Origin of the sequence: Streptomyces bohaiensis, assembly GCF_012033785.1 — a bacterium.
Classification (GTDB): domain Bacteria; phylum Actinomycetota; class Actinomycetes; order Streptomycetales; family Streptomycetaceae; genus Streptomyces; species Streptomyces bohaiensis.
In genome coordinates this window covers 1-2,117 of record NZ_JAAVJC010000460.1, presented here as the reverse complement: position 1 = coordinate 2,117, position 2,117 = coordinate 1, and the positions used below count along the sequence as shown (strand labels likewise).

Here is a 2,117-nt window from a genome sequence, read left to right as displayed (position 1 = left end):
AGGCCGAGGAGGCCGGCGCGGAGGCGCTCCGGCTGCGCGAGGAACGGCAGGAGGCACTCCAGCGCGCCCGCCGCCGCGCCGACGCGCTCGCCGGCCTGGCGTTCCGGCTGCGGGAACGGTCACGCTGGCAGGGAGCCCTGCGGGAACTCGCCGAGGACGCCGCGGAGGACGCCGCCCGCGCGGAGGTGCTGCTGGAACGCGCCCGCGCCGCGGACGAGGACCGTCGCACCGCGCAGCGCACCGCCGACGACGCCCGCCGCACCGCCCGGGTGCTGCGGGCCGAACGCGCCGAGATCGGCGGCCCCACCGAACCGGAGGAGGACGACACCGCCGCGGACGCCCCGCCCGCGGCGGCCCTCCCCGCCCTCCGCGAGCAGTACCGGACCGCCGCCCGCCTCTACGACCAGGTCGGTGTCGACGCCGACCTCAGGGCGGAACAGGCCCGGGCCGAGGGCGACGCCACCGCGGCGCAGACCGCACTGGACCGGCTCAGCGCCAAGGTCCGGACCCGGGCCGCCAGACTCCTGGAGACCACCGACGGCGCCGACGGGCCCTCCCGGCAGGCGGCAGCAGCCCGCGCCGAGGCCCAGGTCCAGCTCGTTGAGGGCCGCGCCTCCGCCGCCAGCGAGCAGCTGGGCCGGCTGCGGGGCGAGGCCGAGCGCCACGCCCCCGCCGACGGCGGCCAGCACACCGACCTGCCGGAGGAGCAGCAGCCCCGCGACGCCGACCACGCCCGGGAGCTCCTGCGCACCGCCGGCGCGGAGGAGGCGGCCCGCCGCCAGGGACTGGAGACCGCCCGCGAGGTCCACGCGGACCTCCAGGACGACCACCGCGCGGCCCAGGACGCCACCGGCGCCTTCGAGGAACTCGCCGCGCAGCTGCGGGACCTGCTCCGCGAGCCCGGAGCCGCCGAGGAGGAGGGCGCCCCCGAGCCCTACCCGGGCGGGCCGGACGAGGCGCGCCGTGCCGCGGCGGAGGCCCGCCGCTCGCTGCGGGGGTGCGCCGCGGACCTCTCCGCCGCCGAGTCCACGGTCCGCGAGGCCTCCGACCAGCTGGTGCGGCACGCCAACGCCACCCGCTACGAGCAGGTGCGGACCCCCGCCCGGCAGCAGATCCGCGAACTGCCGGCGTCGGCGCTCCCCGACCACGCCGCCGCCTGGGCGGAGGCGTTCGCCCCCCGGCTGCGGGTGCTCACCGACGAGTTGGAGCAGCTGGAGCGCAACCGCGGCTCCATCGTGGCCCGGCTGCGCGGACTGGTCGACTCCTCGCTCGCCACGCTGCGGTCGGCCCAGCGGCTCTCCCGGCTGCCGGAGGGTCTGGGGGAGTGGTCCGGGCAGGAGTTCGTGCGCATCCGCTTCGAGGACCCGGACCCGGCCACCCTCACCGAGCGGCTGGGGGAGGTCGTCGACGAGACGACCAGCGCCGCGGTGCGCCGCAACACCGACCTGCGGCGCGACGGCATGTCGCTGCTGCTGCGCGGTGTCGAGGCGGCGCTGCGTCCCCGCGGCGTCTCGGTCGAGATCCTCAAACCCGACGCGGTGCTGCGCGCCGAGCGGGTCCCGGTCGGACAGATGGGCGACGTCTTCTCCGGCGGACAGCTGCTGACGGCGGCGATCGCCCTGTACTGCACCATGGCCGCGCTGCGCAGCAACGACCGGGGCCGGGACGAGCACCGCCATGCCGGGACGCTCTTCCTCGACAACCCCATCGGCCGTGCCAACGCCACCTATCTGCTGGAGCTGCAACGGGCCGTGTCCGACGCACTCGGGGTGCAGCTCCTCTACACCACGGGCTTGTTCGACACCACGGCGCTCGCGGAGTTCCCGCTGGTCATCCGGTTGCGCAACGACGCCGACCTGCGAGCCGGCCTGAAGTACATCCGGGTCGAGGAGCACCTGCGGCCCGGTCTGCCGGCGGCGGCGGAGGGCGAGGACGGCACCCACAGCGAGATCACCGCCACCCGGATGTACCGGCGCCCCCGCCCCGAACTCACGGCCGTCCCGGCACGCGCGGCCGTGCCCGCGCAGCACGCCGGCGGCCTGCCCCCGGAGCCGTCCGGAGGTCCGGCCGCGGCGCCGTCGGAGGAGGCCGCCGACCGGGGGTGAGCCGGGCCGACC

The 2,117-nt window shown here is 77.7% G+C and carries 1 pseudogene; it reads left to right on the top strand.

The window, feature by feature from the left end:
- Positions 1-2,105: pseudogene (locus tag HCN52_RS23925) on the top strand (hypothetical protein); the annotation flags it as partial.
- Positions 2,106-2,117 lie beyond the last annotated feature (12 nt).